Annotated in this window: 15 protein-coding genes; 9 read left to right on the top strand and 6 right to left on the bottom strand. The window is 50.4% G+C overall.

What is annotated here, in order from left to right:
* The first annotated feature begins 1 nt into the window (after position 1).
* On the top strand, positions 2 to 808 hold the full coding sequence (sapF, locus tag O6D90_RS10905; RefSeq protein WP_016153235.1) for a peptide ABC transporter ATP-binding protein SapF: 807 nt from the start codon (positions 2 to 4) through the stop codon (positions 806 to 808).
* Positions 809 to 846: 38 nt separating this feature from the next.
* Here the strand turns inward: sapF and O6D90_RS10900 are convergent, their stop codons facing one another.
* Positions 847 to 1536, bottom strand: a complete 690-nt coding sequence (locus O6D90_RS10900; protein ID WP_016156641.1) for an EAL domain-containing protein — start codon at positions 1534 to 1536, stop codon at positions 847 to 849.
* Positions 1537 to 1977: 441 nt separating this feature from the next.
* Here O6D90_RS10900 and fabI point away from each other — a divergent pair, with 441 nt between their 5' ends.
* From fabI to osmB, 7 genes are all read left to right on the top strand, one after another.
* Entirely contained in the window at positions 1978 to 2766 is a 789-nt protein-coding gene (fabI, locus tag O6D90_RS10895; RefSeq protein ID WP_016156642.1) for an enoyl-ACP reductase FabI, read from the top strand.
* Positions 2767 to 2965: 199 nt separating this feature from the next.
* The gene (locus O6D90_RS10890) at positions 2966 to 4111 is read left to right on the top strand and encodes a carboxymuconolactone decarboxylase family protein (RefSeq protein WP_016156643.1); all 1146 of its coding nucleotides are present in this window, start codon (positions 2966 to 2968) and stop codon (positions 4109 to 4111) included.
* An 89-nt stretch (positions 4112 to 4200) separates the two neighbouring features.
* A complete protein-coding gene (locus O6D90_RS10885) occupies positions 4201 to 6135 on the top strand; it encodes an exoribonuclease II (RefSeq protein ID WP_016156644.1) in 1935 nt (644 codons plus the stop codon).
* 265 nt (positions 6136 to 6400) lie between these two features.
* A complete protein-coding gene (gene pdeR, locus O6D90_RS10880; RefSeq protein ID WP_271143315.1) occupies positions 6401 to 8392 on the top strand; it encodes a cyclic di-GMP phosphodiesterase in 1992 nt (663 codons plus the stop codon).
* Positions 8393 to 8574: 182 nt separating this feature from the next.
* A complete protein-coding gene (locus O6D90_RS10875; protein ID WP_016153241.1) occupies positions 8575 to 8757 on the top strand; it encodes a hypothetical protein in 183 nt (60 codons plus the stop codon).
* A 94-nt stretch (positions 8758 to 8851) separates the two neighbouring features.
* Positions 8852 to 9604 carry a DNA-binding transcriptional regulator YciT gene (locus O6D90_RS10870; RefSeq protein ID WP_016153242.1) on the top strand — a complete coding sequence of 251 codons (753 nt, stop codon included), beginning with the start codon at positions 8852 to 8854 and terminating at the stop codon, positions 9602 to 9604.
* Positions 9605 to 9872: 268 nt separating this feature from the next.
* The gene (gene osmB / locus O6D90_RS10865) at positions 9873 to 10091 is read left to right on the top strand and encodes an osmotically-inducible lipoprotein OsmB (RefSeq protein ID WP_003020583.1); all 219 of its coding nucleotides are present in this window, start codon (positions 9873 to 9875) and stop codon (positions 10089 to 10091) included.
* Positions 10092 to 10181: 90 nt separating this feature from the next.
* On the opposite strand, the gene yciH is transcribed toward osmB, so the two are convergent.
* The 5 genes from yciH to pgpB form a co-directional block, all read right to left on the bottom strand.
* Positions 10182 to 10508, bottom strand: coding sequence for a stress response translation initiation inhibitor YciH (gene yciH, locus O6D90_RS10860; protein WP_016153243.1), 327 nt, complete (start codon positions 10506 to 10508; stop codon positions 10182 to 10184).
* Positions 10509 to 11246 (bottom strand): orotidine-5'-phosphate decarboxylase, encoded by a 738-nt coding sequence (gene pyrF / locus O6D90_RS10855; protein WP_049282555.1) that lies wholly within the window; start codon positions 11244 to 11246, stop codon positions 10509 to 10511.
* 191 nt (positions 11247 to 11437) lie between these two features.
* Positions 11438 to 12607, bottom strand: coding sequence for a lipopolysaccharide assembly protein LapB (gene lapB, locus O6D90_RS10850; RefSeq protein ID WP_016153245.1), 1170 nt, complete (start codon positions 12605 to 12607; stop codon positions 11438 to 11440).
* A gap of 6 nt (positions 12608 to 12613) precedes the next feature.
* Positions 12614 to 12922: a LapA family protein gene (locus tag O6D90_RS10845; protein ID WP_006684318.1), complete on the bottom strand. Its 309-nt coding sequence runs from the start codon at positions 12920 to 12922 to the stop codon at positions 12614 to 12616.
* Between the two features lie 149 nt (positions 12923 to 13071).
* Complete coding sequence (gene pgpB / locus O6D90_RS10840; protein WP_016156647.1) at positions 13072 to 13836, bottom strand: phosphatidylglycerophosphatase B; 765 nt, start codon at positions 13834 to 13836, stop codon at positions 13072 to 13074.
* Positions 13837 to 14038: 202 nt separating this feature from the next.
* On the opposite strand from pgpB, the gene ribA reads away from it, so the two are divergent.
* Entirely contained in the window at positions 14039 to 14629 is a 591-nt protein-coding gene (ribA, locus tag O6D90_RS10835) for a GTP cyclohydrolase II (RefSeq protein ID WP_016153247.1), read from the top strand.
* Positions 14630 to 14636: the final 7 nt, after the last annotated feature.

Below are 14636 nucleotides of genomic sequence, written 5' to 3'. Positions count from 1 at the left end.
GATGGTAGAAACCCTGCTCGAAGTTCGTAATCTGAGCAAAACCTTTCGCTACCGGACGGGCTTATTCCGCCGTCAGACCGTTGAGGCCGTTAAACCCCTGAGCTTTACCCTGCGCGAGCGTCAGACGCTCGCCGTTATAGGTGAAAATGGTTCCGGTAAATCTACGCTGGCGAAGATGCTGGCCGGTATGATTGAGCCCACCAGCGGTGAGCTGCTGATTGACGATCACCCGTTAAAATATGGTGATTATTCATTCCGTAGTCAGCGTATCCGTATGATTTTCCAGGATCCATCAACGTCGCTTAACCCACGGCAACGTATTTCGCAGATCCTCGATTTTCCGCTACGTCTGAACACCGACCTCGAGCCTGAACAGCGCCGCAAACAGATCATCGAGACCATGCGGATGGTCGGTCTGTTGCCTGACCATGTGAGTTATTACCCGCATATGCTGGCTCCGGGACAAAAACAGCGTCTGGGCCTTGCCCGAGCGCTCATTTTGCGACCCAAAGTCATTATCGCCGACGAAGCCCTGGCCTCTCTGGACATGTCGATGCGTTCGCAGCTCATCAATCTGATGCTGGAACTACAGGAAAAACAGGGGATTTCATATATCTATGTGACTCAGCACATCGGCATGATGAAGCACATCAGCGATCAGGTATTAGTCATGCATCAGGGTGAAGTAGTTGAACGCGGCAGTACAGCAGATGTTCTGGCCTCGCCGTTGCATGAGCTGACCCGTCGCCTGATCGCCGGTCATTTCGGCGAAGCGCTTACCGCTGACGCGTGGCGAAAAGATCGCTAGCAAATGCAGCCCTCCTCAACCGGAGGGCAATTTTGCAATCAGTGACAAACATTTGGTAAGAGCAGTGTATCAACCTCGCTAAACGCGACCGAAGGGAAAAGGGATCCCTGCATCACCCAAACACCAGCCGCGCCTACTTCGTCGATAAGCTGTTTGGTTTCCACGCCCTCCACCGCAATGCGGTCGCAATATTCGCGGATGTTTTTAATTAGCACCGGGAACATCGGTTTTTCAGCCTGATCCAGGAAAAAACCACGATCCAACTTCACAACATCAAAACGACCGCAAACCAGCGGACTGGCCCCAATGCTGCCGGAGCCCAGATCGCCCAGCCATAATGCGTTTGGACCGTCGCAAAGTGAATTAATCAGCAGATTATTCAGACATACGGTATTCGTCAGAAAACGCTCTGAAAGTTCCAGGGCGACAAAAGGCATGGCATGTAGCGCCGATTTAACGCTCGGGTCGCCAATTGCCAGCAGCGCCATTTCATCAATGAGGTTCAGAGTACAGAAAAGGTTGTGGCTCTCAAACCAATTACGCTTTTCGGCAATTAATCGAATTTGCTCGAGCATGAAATTACGTTTTTGTTCGCTATTCCACGCTGAAATGATGAACTCTGGATGTATCGGCGAAACCGTATCTGAAACAAACCGGACGCTCATCTCAACACCCAGTAACGTATCAGTTGTGTCTCTCATCGGTTCCGCGATGAAATGATAGTGCATAAGACCACTCCAATTGATCATAACTTCCTGATAATGCACTTTTAATCACAATCAATCAATAATAACGATCAATTTATCAATATCGATCGATAAAAACAATATATCATAACGAACTGAATACGGTCATATTTTTTGTTTTAAGAAAGTTCCTACATTGCTATGTTTTAAAACATAAGCTAGCAGTTAATAATACCATTGAGATGCCTTTAAAGCCTTGTATTTTCTCCATCCCCCCGCGCTTCGCAGAATGAATGAGACTTAACCAGGGAAAGTGTTATAACCCTCATGTGTAATGAAAAGTGATTATCAGTAAGGGATGATAACTATTCTACAAGGCACAAAGAGTGGGATATAATTGCTGCCCCATTTCGAAACACCTTCAAATTGTGATCATAACTCATTGATTGCTAAAAATAAGCAATGACCATAAGGATTAAAGCTATGGGTTTTCTTTCCGGTAAGCGCATTCTGGTAACGGGTCTTGCCAGCAAACTGTCCATCGCCTGGGGTATCGCTCAGGCCATGCATCGCGAAGGGGCTGAACTGGCGTTCACCTACCAGAATGACAAACTAAAAGGCCGCGTCGAAGAATTTGCAGCTCAACTGGGTTCCAGCATCGTACTGCAGTGTGATGTGGCGGAAGATGCCAGCATTGATGCACTGTTTACCGAACTGGGCAAAGCCTGGCCGAAATTCGACGGTTTCGTGCACTCGATTGGTTTTGCGCCCGCAGACCAACTGGATGGCGACTATGTGAATGCAGTCACCCGCGAAGGCTTCAAAATTGCTCATGACATCAGTGCTTACAGCTTTGTGGCGATGGCAAAAGCCTGCCGTTCCATGCTGAACCCAGGCTCGGCGCTGCTGACGCTATCCTATCTGGGCGCAGAGCGCGCCATCCCTAACTACAACGTGATGGGCCTGGCAAAAGCCTCACTGGAAGCGAACGTCCGCTATATGGCTAATGCGATGGGTCCTGAAGGCGTGCGTGTGAACGCTATTTCTGCCGGTCCAATCCGTACACTCGCCGCTTCCGGCATTAAAGATTTCCGTAAAATGCTGGCGCATTGTGAAGCGGTTACGCCGATTCGCCGCACTGTAACCATTGAAGATGTGGGCAACTCCGCAGCATTTTTGTGCTCCGATCTTGCTGCCGGCATCTCTGGTGAAGTCGTTCACGTCGATGGTGGCTTCAGTATCGCGGCAATGAACGAGCTGGAACTTAAATAATCGTAAGTCTTCTATGGGCGGTCTTGCCCCGCCCATGACTCTCCTCTGCCCGCCGCCATATATGCTTTTCTGATATTTATTATCACGGAACAATCTTTCATCCCCTCTTCTGCTTACGTCAGGATATTGCAGCGCAAACGATCCGGCGTAGTAGTAGACGACGTGTCCGGGTCGCCACTTTTTAGACCAAGGACCGCCCATGGAACAACGCCGAATTGAAGGCAAAAGCCACTGGTATCATGAGACGCAATCCAGCAAGCATCCGCAAGATATTCTGCCGCTGGTGCCGGAAGCCGCTCATGTCGACGACTGCTTTTTACTGGATCTGGCGATACCTGATGACGCCCTTTTGCCTTTTCAATCCTGGTTAATCCCTGCCCGTAAACTTGCCCAGGTTCTCTTCCCGGTTCACGTAAACCTGAATCAGATGCACACATTCAGCGCCTATGAACGGATGAGTACGGCGCTTACCGTCGCTCAGGTGTATGGCGTCCAGCGATTGTGCAATCACTATGCCGCGCGGTTAACACCGCTTCCTGGTCCTGACTCGTCACGGGAAAGTAACCATCGGCTGGCGCAAATCACCCAATATGCTCGCCAACTTGCCAGCTCTCCTGACGTTATAGGCGCACGCGATCGCCAGCATCTGGATGCGGTCGGGCTGACCACCAGCGATAGTATTTTGATGAATCAAATTATCGGCTTCGTCGGTTTTCAGGCCCGGACCGTGGCCCTGTTTCAGGCCTGGTTTGGACATCCGGTGCGCCGAATACCGGGGCTGGATATACAGCAATTCGCTCACGCTTCGCCATTTAGTGCAACAAACGCTACCTGGCACGCTGCGCCATTCCCAATCGAAAAATATCCTGCTCAGGACGAGACGAAGGCCAGACATTTTCCCGCTGAACTGCAAGCGTTGGTGCCATTACTGATTCATTCACCGGTCATTTTAGATTTATTCACGACACTGATTTCCAGTACCCGGCGCAGCGCAGTACCGGTGCAGGCATTTTCACTGGCGGCGCTAATGACGTCACGGATTAACGGCAGCGTGGCCTGCTTTAATGAACAGGCACATACAGCCAATGAATTAGCTAACGTTATCGCCCTGCTTCGCCAGGAGGAACGTGAATTACAGCGTTGGGAACAGCGACATCCGGTTGAGCGCGTCACCCTGCAGGCGGTACAATGGCTAACCCGAGCGCCCGACCGTTTTAGCGCCGCGCTGTTAACCCCTTTGTTCGATCAGGGCATCTCTTCTGAACAAGCGATTAACCTGCTGGCCTGGAGCGGATTGTGCGGATGGTTGAATCGCTTGAAAATCGCGCTGGGCGAGACTTATTAACCGATCCACTTACTGAAAGAGCGCTTGCCGCAACTGAGAGAATCGCGTAAAACTGTCAGCCGCTCTTTTAGCCACGAAAATAGACAATTATGCTTCAGGACAACCCGCTGCTAGCGCAGCTTAAACAGCAACTGCATTCCCAGACGCCACGTGCTGAAGGGGTGGTAAAAGCCACGGAAAAAGGCTTTGGCTTCCTGGAAGTCGATGCACAAAAAAGCTATTTCATTCCACCGCCGCAGATGAAAAAAGTGATGCATGGCGACCGCATTGTTGCGGTTATCCATACAGAAAAAGATCGTGAATCTGCCGAGCCGGAAGAACTGATCGAACCCTTCCTGACGCGCTTCGTGGGTAAAGTTCAGGGCAAAAATGATCGTCTGTCCATTGTGCCGGATCATCCGTTACTGAAAGAAGCGATCCCTTGCCGTGCCGCCCGCGGCGTTGAGCACGATTTTAAAGAAGGTGACTGGGCCGTCGCTGAAATGCGTCGCCACCCGCTGAAAGGCGATCGCACCTTCTATGCCGAGTTAACCCAATTTATCACTTTTGCTGATGACCACTTTGTCCCGTGGTGGGTCACGCTGGCACGCCATAATCTCGAAAAAGAAGCGCCGGACGGTGTGGCAACTGAGATGCTGGATGAAGGTCTGGTTCGTCAGGACTTAACCGCCCTCAACTTTGTCACCATCGACAGCGCCAGCACCGAAGATATGGACGATGCGCTGTATGCTGAAGATCTGGCCGACGGCAAACTGCAATTAACTGTCGCCATTGCCGACCCTACGGCCTGGATTGCAGAAGGCAGCAAGCTGGATAAAACAGCAAAAATTCGCGCGTTTACTAACTATCTGCCGGGGTTCAACATCCCGATGCTACCACGCGAACTGTCTGACGATCTGTGCTCTTTACGCGCGAACGAAGTGCGTCCGGTTCTGGCTTGTCGTATGACCATCACCGCGGATGGCGCGATTGAAGACAACATCACCTTCTTCGCAGCGACGATTGAGTCGAAAGCGAAGCTGGTCTACGACAACGTCTCCGACTGGCTGGAAGGCGCCGGCGACTGGCAGCCTGCAAATGACGCGATTGCTGAACAAATCCGTCTGCTACACCGTATTTGCCTGAGCCGCGGTGAATGGCGTCATAACCATGCTCTGGTATTTAAAGATCGCCCGGATTACCGTTTTGTTCTTGGTGAAAAAGGTGAAGTCCTGGACATCGTCGCTGAGCCACGCCGCATCGCAAACCGAATCGTGGAAGAATCCATGATTGCGGCAAACATTTGCGCCGCCCGCGTGCTTCGCGACAAGCTCGGCTTCGGTATTTATAACGTCCATATGGGATTCGACCCGGCCAACGCCGACGCTCTGGCCGCGCTGCTAAAAACCCATGGTATGCACGTTGATGCCGAAGAAGTCCTGACGCTGGAAGGTTTCTGCAAACTGCGCCGCGAGCTGGATGCGCAGCCTTCTGGTTTCCTCGACAGCCGAATTCGCCGTTTCCAGTCTTACGCTGAAATCAGTATCGAACCAGGGCCGCACTTTGGGCTGGGTCTGGAGGCTTATGCCACCTGGACCTCTCCTATTCGAAAATATGGCGATATGATTAACCACCGCCTGCTTAAGGCCGTCATCAAAGGTGAAACCATCGCCCGCCCTGGGGATGATACCACGGTGCAAATGGCGGAACGTCGTCGCCTGAACCGGATGGCTGAGCGTGATGTGGGCGACTGGTTATACGCCCGTTTCCTGAGTGACAAAGCCGGGACCGATACCCGCTTTGCGGCCGAGATAATTGACGTCAGCCGCGGCGGTATGCGCGTACGTTTAGTTGATAATGGTGCAGTAGCATTTATTCCTGCCCCATTCCTGCACGCCGTTCGGGACGAGCTGGTATGCAGCCAGGAAAGCGGCACGGTGCAAATTAAAGGTGAAGTGGTTTACAAAGTCACGGATGTGATTGACGTAACCATCGCCGAAGTTCGCATGGAAACCCGCAGCGTTATCGCGCGTCCAGCCGCGTAACACGTATCAATCCAGCGACCTTTCTCATTTTGTGAAAGGTCGTTTCTTTTTCCCGCCCAAATTCCCACCACCGCACTACACTTCTTTCATTCGGTCAATTTTATTTTTTTACTTTTTTCAGTTCCGTTGGCTTTGCTTTTTACGGATTCTGGATTAAACATAAATATATAAAAAAAACAATACGTTCAGCCATAATCACCCCGAATGAATCATGGCTACCCATACTTTTGAGGCTCTATGCGCTTTAAACGGGATAGTACACATGATGAAAGACGTCCGGGAGCTGGTTACGTTGTATAGCTATGTGGGCACTCATAACCCCTACTGGCGTTTGTCAGAGGATTGCAACATCCTGCATTTCTCTATCGACGAAGCGTCAGAAGCTGATCAGACCATCGAATTATTACCTGAACAAGCCGATCGCATTCGCGAAATGACGGTGATCACGTCAAGTCTGTTAATGACGTTGCCCATTGAAGATGACGACATTCCCGTGCATCTGGTCGGTCGAAAAATCAATAAGCGCGAATGGGCCGGTAGCGCATCCGCCTGGGATGACACCCCTTCCGTCGCCCGCGATCTGGCCCACGGCCTCTCTTTTGCCGAACAAGTCGTTTCCGAAGCCAATTCCGTTATTGTCATTCTTGACCGCATGAGCAACATTCAGCGGTTTAATCGCCTGTGCGAAGAGTACACCGGCCTCAAAGAACGTGAAGTCATTGGTCAAAGTGTATTCACATTATTTATGAGCCGTCGTGAAGCAGCGGCTTCACGGCGCAATATTGAGGTCTTTTTTCGCGAAGGTAACTCGTATGAGGTTGAACGCTGGGTCAAGACCTGCAAAGGCCAGCGTCTGTTTCTGTTTCGCAATAAATTTGTGCATAACGGTAGCGGCAAGAACGAAATTTTTCTGATCTGTTCCGGGACCGATATCACTGAAGAACGCCGCGCGCAGGAACGACTGCGGGTGTTGGCGAATACCGACTCCATCACTGGATTACCAAACCGCAACGCAATTCATGAACTGATCAGCAATGCGATTGAGAACGCGGGCGATACGCAGGTCGGTATTGCGTACCTCGATCTGGATAACTTCAAAAAGGTAAACGATGCCTACGGGCATATGTTTGGCGATCAGCTACTACAAAGCGTGTCGCTGGCAATCCTCAGTTGCCTCGAAGACAACCAGATCCTGGCGCGGTTTGGCGGCGATGAATTCATTGTTCTTGCCACCGAAACATCCCAGGGCACACTGGAAGCCACCGCATCACGCATTCTGACGCGTCTGCGCCAGCCCTTCCGCATCGGTCTGATTGAAGTCTATACCGGATGCTCTATTGGTATATCCCTCGCACCTCAGCATGGTCAGGACTGCGAGAGCGTCATTCGTAACGCGGATACAGCCATGTACACCGCGAAAGAAGGCGGCCGTGGGCAGTTTTGTGTTTTTTCTCCGGAAATGAATCAGCGGGTATTTGAATATCTGTGGCTGGATACTAATCTGCGTAAGGCACTGGATAACGATCAACTGGTTATCCATTATCAGCCAAAGATAACCTGGCGCGGTGAAGTGCGCAGCCTGGAGGCGCTGGTTCGCTGGCAATCTCCGGAACGCGGCCTCATTCCACCGCTGGAGTTTATATCCTACGCCGAAGAATCGGGGCTCATCGTCCCGCTGGGGCGTTGGGTTATTCTCGACGTTGTGCGCCAGGTCGCGAAATGGCGTGACAAGGGAATAAACCTGCGCGTGGCGGTAAACGTTTCTGCCCGCCACCTCGCCGACCAGACGCTTTTTACCGCACTTAAGCAGGTGCTTCACGAGCTCAACTTTGAGTATTGCCCCATCGATGTTGAATTAACAGAAAGCAGTTTGATAGAAAATGAGCAACTGGCGTTGTCAGTCATTCAGCAGTTTAGCCAGTTAGGTGCGCAAATCCATTTGGATGATTTTGGTACCGGTTATTCGTCGCTGTCTCAACTGGCCCGCTTCCCGCTAGATGCCATTAAACTGGATCAGACCTTTGTCAGAGAGATCCACAAACAATCCATTTCACAATCGCTGGTACGGGCCATAGTTGCGGTAGCACAGGCGCTCAACCTGCAGGTCATCGCCGAAGGCGTGGAAAGCGCGAAAGAGGATGCGTTTCTGACCAAAAATGGCGTCAATGAGCGTCAGGGGTTTTTATTCGCCAAACCAATGCCAGCAGCCGCATTTGAACGTTGGTATCGCCGCCACCTGAGTAAAAAACTGCGCTAATGCAGAGAGAATGAAGGCGATAAATAGCCATAAATGGACATTACATGACGACGCTATCCGCATGTAATCACAGAATATATAATATTCTTCAATCGTTCAGGTTAATACTATTTTTCCCTTCTCTTTTGCCATGAAATTCTGCATCATGAAATTCAAACTCTATTGCCATTAGGATGACGACCATGTCTGATATCGACGCTCAGCGTCTGGCCGAACGTATTGATACCGTGCTGGATATCCTCGTTGCAGGTGATTACCACTCAGCCATCCACAATCTTGAAATTTTGAAAGCTGAACTGTTAAACACGGTCAAAGAAGATGCCGAATCTTTGGCGAAAAAGCAGAAGGCGCCATGGGAGATCTGATGACAGTGATCTTTTGATGTCGCTGCTATCAGCAACTGCAGATAATGCAGTTTCCGTTTAATTTCCGATACGATATCGCAATAAAATTAATACTATGAATTCCCGACAACAATCTATTTTGCAGATGGTGACCGATAAAGGTCAGATGAGCGTCGCCGATCTGGCAAAAGTCACCGGTGTCTCCGAAGTGACGATTCGACAGGATCTGAACACGCTGGAAAAACAGAGTTACTTACGCCGAGCCCACGGTTTTGCTGTTTCATTGAACAGCGATGATGTTGAAACGCGCATGATGACTAATTTCACTCTGAAACGTGAACTGGCTGAATTCGCTGCATCTCTGGTCAGTCCAGGCGAATCCGTATTCATTGAGAATGGCAGCAGCAATGCACTTCTGGCCAGAACGCTGGCAGAGCAAAAAGATGTCACCATCATCACCGTGAGCAGCTACATTGCTCATCTGCTCAAAGAAACGCCCTGTGAAGTGATACTTCTCGGTGGAATTTACCAGAAAAAAAGTGAGAGCATGGTCGGCCCCTTAACTCGCCAGTTTATCCAACAGGTACACTTCAGTAAGGCCTTTATCGGCATTGACGGCTGGCAGGCTGATACCGGTTTTACCGGACGCGATATGATGCGTTCTGACGTGGTTAACGCGGTGCTGGAAAAAGGCGCAGAAGTTATTGTGTTGACCGACAGCTCAAAATTCGACGCCATTCACCCTTACACGCTGGGTCCATTAGAGCGATTCAGCCGCGTAGTAACGGACTCCAGACTCAGCGCCAGCGTACAAATGCAGCTCGAACATTCAGGATTAATCGTCAATATCATTGATGCCCACGCATAAAATCTTCAGTAGATGGTTTGTCAGCAGACAAATCATCTGCTCTCTGAGAGTTATCTGACAATCCAATTAAGACTTTTTACCTGTCGTTAACAGGATAAAGTCGTAAAATTAATGTTAGCGATATAACAGGAACGAACCTCCAACTTCAGGATAGTGTTTGTAATGCCTTCGCTAAACGGTTTCACGGAAATATCTTCGATAGTCTTAATTTGACGCTATCCTTAAAGAACACTGGATTCCGTGAATCAATAATTCAGGAGAAAGTATTATGTTAGTAACGAGCAAAAAAATGACCGCTGCCATTCTGGCGATTACTCTGGCAATGTCGCTGAGTGCCTGCTCTAACTGGTCCAAACGAGATCGTAACACCGCAATCGGTGCTGGTGCAGGTGCAATAGGTGGTGCAGTCCTGACTGACGGTAGCACGCTGGGTACGCTGGGTGGTGCTGCAGTAGGTGGTATTATTGGCCACCAGGTGGGTAAATAATCTACGGTTAAACGGCTCGATATAATAATACGTTTACTTTTTCAGGTCTGTATTATTAAAAAGCCACGGAAATTTTCCGTGGCTTTTTTATTAACCGCCAGCCAGTTTAACTTTCATTCCTTTAGCTTCCAGCAGCGATTTAATCAGGTCGCGTTTATCCCCCTGAATTTCAATCACGCCATCTTTCACTGCTCCACCGCAACCACACTTTTTCTTCAGTTCTGCGGCTAATTTGGTCAGTTCGGCATCGTCTTGATCAATACCGGTAATCAGGCACACGCCCTTCCCTTTGCGACCACTGGTCTGGCGCTGGATACGAACAATGCCATCGCCTTTTGGACGCTCAGGCGCTGTTTTCGGTTCATCAATACGCCCGGAGTCGGTAGAGTAGACCAGACGAGAGTTTGAGTCGTTCATTTACGCACCTCGTTTCAGGGAAGCATTGATCATCTTCAGCGTCTGCGCGGGATCGGCCGACTGGGTGACAGGACGACCAATCACCATGTAATCCACACCTGCTAATTGCGCCTGTTCCGGTGTCATAATACGACGCTGATCGCCCGCCTCGCTGCCTTCTGGACGAATACCCGGTGTCACCAGCTTAAATGCCTGGCCCAACGCCTGCTTGAATCGCACCGCTTCCTGAGCTGAGCATACGACACCATCCAGACCACAATTCTGGGTTAAGCGCGCCAGTCTTTCAGCATAATCCGCAGGTGACAACGTCACGCCTAGATCGGCGAGGTCGCTGGCTTCCATACTGGTCAGAACCGTCACGGCAATCAGCAACGGCGCGTCCTGGCCAAAAGGCACTAAGGCTTCACGGGCTGCAGTCATCATACGCGCCCCGCCAGAAGCGTGAACGTTAACCATCCAGACGCCAAGTTCGGCAGCAGCGGCAACTGCATGCGCGGTGGTATTGGGAATATCATGAAATTTCAAATCAAGAAAGATGTCAAAACCACGCTGTTGCAGATCGCGAACCAACTGAGGTCCAAAAAGCGTGAACATCTCTTTGCCCACTTTCAAACGGCAATCACGAGGATCAATTCTGTCGACAAAAGCTAATGCTTTATCACGATTAGAATAATCGAGAGCGACAACGACAGGAGAATCGGTAACAGCACGAGAAGAAGATGAAGCAGTAAACGTCATGACCAGACCTTCTTGAGGATGGGCGCCCACGGCGGCGCGAAATGGGTAAACGGCGTGCATTCTACCTGCGGTAATAGAAAATTAACAGGCGCGATTACATTTCTGCCAGGCGAACCGGCAGCGGAGGTTGAGGATGGATTGATTACATACCAATAGTATGTTGTAACTAAAGTGAGGTTTTTTTTTTAAAATTACAGCCCATCAAGTCCGCGAATGGGCTTAATGGTTGACCATGAACGGCAGGATGGACAGTGCCAGTACAGCGTATACGCCGTAAAACCGCACTTCTGACAGCGGTAGCGCGGTTTACTGCGTACCTGCTCTCCGACCATATCGCGCAGAACCATCAGGCTCTCTTTGGCACGCCCTTCTTCGGCTTCGTGGAGATGATAATCCATCAGCTTGTGGAACACGCGCATCGTAGGATGACGTTGCAGCTGACGAGTGATATAGACCTGAGCGGTATCAGCCCCCTCACGCGCCTCAAGAATATCAGCCAGCATCAGTTCGGCGGCGGCACCAGTATTTTCCTCAACGGCCCGACGTAAAAACTCCGCCCACTCATCGTTTTTCCCCAGATGCTGGTAGCAGCTTTGCAGCATTTCCAGCGTTTCGCTGACCAGCTCTTTGTCCTGGGAAATGACCCGTTGCAGGCTTTCAACCGCCTTCGCGTAATCACCTTTTTCCATGTACACGCGCCCCATCATGATGGATACTCGTGCACTGTTTTTGTCTGCCGCCGCGCCTTTTTTCAACAGCGTCATGGCGCGATCCATATCGTCGCTACCCATTTGCTGTAAGGCCAGTTCGCAGTAGAAGTGGGCTATCTCATTACGCTGCTTGTCTTTGCCGAGTTTCACCAGACGCTCTGCTACATCAATGGCTTTTTGCCATTCGCTGGTGGCCTGATAAATTTGCAACAGTTGCTGTAATGCGCCAACCCGAAAATCAGTTTCATCGGTAAGCTGATTGAACATGTCTTCCGCGCGGTCGTACAGTCCCGCGGCCATGTAGTCGCGCCCCAGCTGTTGCACGGCCAGCAAACGCTGCTCGTAGGTCAGCGAGGCACTTTCCATTAACGTTTGATGGATGCGGATTGCGCGATCGACTTCACCGCGAGAGCGGAACAGGTTTCCGAGGGTGAGATGAGCCTCAACGGTGCCTGTGTCCTCTTTTAGCATATCAAGGAACAGATCCACCGCTTTATCTTGTTGATTGCTCAGGAGGAAGTTAACCCCGGCGACATAGTCACGAGAAAGACGGTTAGCTTCATCCTGCTTGGTTTGTTGCGCACTTCTGCGACCCATATACCACCCATAGGCAGCGGCTACAGGTAAAAGCAGAAACAACAACTCCAACATAAATAATTATTCCTTCACAACCGACGAATCGGCAGATACCGCAACGTCGGTCGCAGGCGCAAGCTGGTTTTCCAGTCGTTTGATTTTACGTTCGGCGCGCGCAAGAGACACACGAACCTTCAGCCAGAAAAGGCCGCAAATTAGCCAACCAATCGCAAACCCTGCGGCAAACAATACAGCAAGCAGCGTAGAGATACGATACTCACCCTGAGCCAGCAGGTAATTAAACGTAACCTGTTGATCGTTTTGCGCACCCAATGTCACCGAAATAACAAAAATCGCCAACACCAGTAAGAAAATGAGTAAATATTTCACATTACTTCCCGTTATGTGGTTTGAGCGAATAAATCGTGTCCAACTTACCGCGTTGAGCCCTTTAAATTACCATTTTAACAACGAGTGCGAAACGGAAAAGCGCTTTCCACTTTCTGATTTAAGGGCAAAATTTGAAAAATCAATCATCGCTAGCTTTCTTGTTCTCGCTGCGCGATTTCTTTTTCCTCCTGCACTGGTGGGGTTAATGGTCCGCATACCCGCTGTGCAAGCCAGGTTGCCAGCGTCACCAACAGCCACGAAATCAGCGTTGCCACCACCAAATCACGGGGCCAGTGCATGCCTAACAGCAAGCGGCTGCCCATCACGCCGGTCGCCCAGATCAGCAGAAACACAATCGTCAGCGTACGTCTGCGCGGCCATAACAGCCCTACGCCCAGTAAAGCCCAACTGGCGGCAAACATCGTATGTCCGGACGGAAAGGCAAAACCCGTTTCTTTTTGCCAGTGCTTGCGTAAAAACGTTGGAATATCCTGCTGTTCGGCCAATTGTTCTTTGACTAAATGCCCACGATCTTTACGTTTTAAAGTGTAGAACTCATCAACCGGAATATGGTGCGTTTTTTCCAGCCACACGACAAAAGGTCGCGGTTCTTGCACCCTGTCTTTTACCCAGGACTTCACGCCCTGTCCCACTAAAATCGCCGCTGCCAGAATAGCAAACAACATTATCGCGGCTTTAAGACGAAAACGCAGGCACCACAGAAACCATGCACAAAGCGCAACGTGAGTGATAATTCCCCACGGCTGCGTCACCGTTTCCGTTACCCAGTACAAGGACTTTAACCACCAGACATTGTGCCCCGGCTGCCAGCTCCAGCCTGATACCCATACGGCAACCGGCATGATAAGTAGCAGTCCGGTCCCCACTGCGGTGCGCTTTGCAATAGACAGCATTGCCTCTCCTTTCGTCGATAAGTATCACAATCATAACTGAAAAATTCACACGTCGGGAAAATTGACAATTTTGTGCCATTCCAAAAGCGAATCCGTGGTCGCGATTAGGTGAACGTCGTTGCCTTATGGCAAAATAGTGTAATACAGAACAGAAGCCGACAGGCGAAGGCACGACGAGTGCCAGCATAATCTGGAGAATTACATGCAGCTTAAACGTGTGGCAGAAGCCAAACTGCCAACCCCCTGGGGTGATTTCCTGATGGTGGGATTTGAAGAACTGGCAACCGGACACGATCATGTCGCACTGGTTTTTGGCGATATCACAGGCCAAACACCTGTCCTGGCGCGCGTCCACTCCGAATGTTTGACTGGTGATGCGCTGTTTAGCCTGCGTTGCGATTGCGGTTTCCAGCTTGAAGCGGCCCTCACCCACATTGCTGAAGAAGGGCGTGGCATTCTGCTTTATCACCGTCAGGAAGGACGCAACATTGGCCTGCTCAACAAAATCCGCGCTTACGCGTTGCAGGATCAGGGTTATGATACCGTTGAAGCGAATCATCAGTTGGGATTTGCGGCAGACGAGCGCGATTTCACGTTGTGTGCCGATATGTTCAAGCTGCTGGGCGTGGATGCGGTACGTTTGCTGACCAATAACCCGAAGAAAGTAGAAATCCTGACCGAAGCGGGAATCAATATTGTTGAACGCGTGCCGCTGATCGTGGGCCGTAATCCAAAAAATGAACATTATCTGGACACCAAAGCCGCCAAGATGGGACATTTGCTGGGCAAATAATCGTTGT

The organism is Citrobacter sp. 21OH12SH02A-Citro (assembly GCF_027919895.1).
GTDB classification, from domain to species: domain Bacteria; phylum Pseudomonadota; class Gammaproteobacteria; order Enterobacterales; family Enterobacteriaceae; genus Citrobacter; species Citrobacter braakii.
The sequence above is the reverse complement of the archived record's forward strand: the minus strand, read 5'-3'. Positions and strand labels throughout refer to the sequence as shown.

What these genes read in the sequence shown, in the direction of transcription:
- sapF (WP_016153235.1), top strand. Translation starts at nt 2, where the DNA reads ATGGTAGAAACCCTGCTCGAAGTTCGTAATCTGAGCAAAACCTTTCGC.
- O6D90_RS10900 (WP_016156641.1), bottom strand. Translation starts at nt 1,536, where the DNA reads ATGCACTATCATTTCATCGCGGAACCGATGAGAGACACAACTGATACG.
- fabI (WP_016156642.1), top strand. Translation starts at nt 1,978, where the DNA reads ATGGGTTTTCTTTCCGGTAAGCGCATTCTGGTAACGGGTCTTGCCAGC.
- O6D90_RS10890 (WP_016156643.1), top strand. Translation starts at nt 2,966, where the DNA reads ATGGAACAACGCCGAATTGAAGGCAAAAGCCACTGGTATCATGAGACG.
- O6D90_RS10885 (WP_016156644.1), top strand. Translation starts at nt 4,201, where the DNA reads ATGCTTCAGGACAACCCGCTGCTAGCGCAGCTTAAACAGCAACTGCAT.
- pdeR (WP_271143315.1), top strand. Translation starts at nt 6,401, where the DNA reads ATGAAAGACGTCCGGGAGCTGGTTACGTTGTATAGCTATGTGGGCACT.
- O6D90_RS10875 (WP_016153241.1), top strand. Translation starts at nt 8,575, where the DNA reads ATGTCTGATATCGACGCTCAGCGTCTGGCCGAACGTATTGATACCGTG.
- O6D90_RS10870 (WP_016153242.1), top strand. Translation starts at nt 8,852, where the DNA reads ATGAATTCCCGACAACAATCTATTTTGCAGATGGTGACCGATAAAGGT.
- osmB (WP_003020583.1), top strand. Translation starts at nt 9,873, where the DNA reads ATGTTAGTAACGAGCAAAAAAATGACCGCTGCCATTCTGGCGATTACT.
- yciH (WP_016153243.1), bottom strand. Translation starts at nt 10,508, where the DNA reads ATGAACGACTCAAACTCTCGTCTGGTCTACTCTACCGACTCCGGGCGT.
- pyrF (WP_049282555.1), bottom strand. Translation starts at nt 11,246, where the DNA reads ATGACGTTTACTGCTTCATCTTCTTCTCGTGCTGTTACCGATTCTCCT.
- lapB (WP_016153245.1), bottom strand. Translation starts at nt 12,607, where the DNA reads ATGTTGGAGTTGTTGTTTCTGCTTTTACCTGTAGCCGCTGCCTATGGG.
- pgpB (WP_016156647.1), bottom strand. Translation starts at nt 13,836, where the DNA reads ATGCTGTCTATTGCAAAGCGCACCGCAGTGGGGACCGGACTGCTACTT.
- ribA (WP_016153247.1), top strand. Translation starts at nt 14,039, where the DNA reads ATGCAGCTTAAACGTGTGGCAGAAGCCAAACTGCCAACCCCCTGGGGT.